The sequence below is a fragment of the Tetzosporium hominis genome (assembly GCF_002265435.1).
Taxonomy (GTDB): domain Bacteria; phylum Bacillota; class Bacilli; order Bacillales_A; family Planococcaceae; genus Chryseomicrobium; species Chryseomicrobium hominis.
This window is the reverse complement of record NZ_NOKQ01000207.1, coordinates 1-654: the sequence shown is the minus strand read 5'-3', so window position 1 is coordinate 654 and position 654 is coordinate 1. Positions and strand designations below refer to the sequence as shown.

The 654-nt window shown below is 55.4% G+C and carries 6 tRNA genes and 1 rRNA gene; all 7 read left to right on the top strand.

What is annotated here, in order from left to right:
- Nucleotides 1-113, top strand: a 5S ribosomal RNA gene (gene rrf, locus CF394_RS08075); the annotation flags it as partial.
- Between the two features lie 8 nt (nucleotides 114-121).
- Nucleotides 122-196 (top strand) — tRNA-Asn (locus tag CF394_RS08070).
- A gap of 5 nt (nucleotides 197-201) precedes the next feature.
- Nucleotides 202-292: transfer RNA gene (locus CF394_RS08065), tRNA-Ser, on the top strand.
- A 26-nt stretch (nucleotides 293-318) separates the two neighbouring features.
- Nucleotides 319-393 (top strand) — tRNA-Glu (locus CF394_RS08060).
- Nucleotides 394-398: 5 nt separating this feature from the next.
- Nucleotides 399-474: transfer RNA gene (locus CF394_RS08055), tRNA-Val, on the top strand.
- Between the two features lie 19 nt (nucleotides 475-493).
- Nucleotides 494-570: transfer RNA gene (locus tag CF394_RS08050), tRNA-Met, on the top strand.
- A 2-nt stretch (nucleotides 571-572) separates the two neighbouring features.
- Nucleotides 573-648: transfer RNA gene (locus CF394_RS08045), tRNA-Asp, on the top strand.
- Nucleotides 649-654 lie beyond the last annotated feature (6 nt).

The window sequence follows — 654 nt, the reverse complement described above, 5'->3', positions numbered from 1 at the left end:
AGTGATGATGGCGAAGAGGTCACACCCGTTCCCATACCGAACACGGAAGTTAAGCTCTTCAGCGCCGATGGTAGTTGGGGGTCTCCCCCTGTGAGAGTAGGACGTCGCTAGGCACCACTATTCCGAAGTAGCTCAGTGGTAGAGCAACCGGCTGTTAACCGGTTGGTCGTAGGTTCGAGTCCTACCTTCGGAGCCATTTATGGAGAGCTGTCCGAGTGGCCGAAGGAGCACGATTGGAAATCGTGTATACGTTAACCGCGTATCAAGGGTTCAAATCCCTTGCTCTCCGCCATATAGCTTCAGTTCTACATAGTACATGGCCCCTTGGTCAAGCGGTTAAGACACCGCCCTTTCACGGCGGTAACACGGGTTCGAATCCCGTAGGGGTCACCATTTTCGGAGGATTAGCTCAGCTGGGAGAGCACCTGCCTTACAAGCAGGGGGTCGGCGGTTCGATCCCGTCATCCTCCACCATTTATCTTAATATTATTGTCGCGGGGTGGAGCAGCTCGGTAGCTCGTCGGGCTCATAACCCGAAGGTCGCAGGTTCAAATCCTGCCCCCGCAACCAATGGTCCCGTGGTGTAGCGGTTAACATGCCTGCCTGTCACGCAGGAGATCGCGGGTTCGATTCCCGTCGGGACCGCCATTTTTT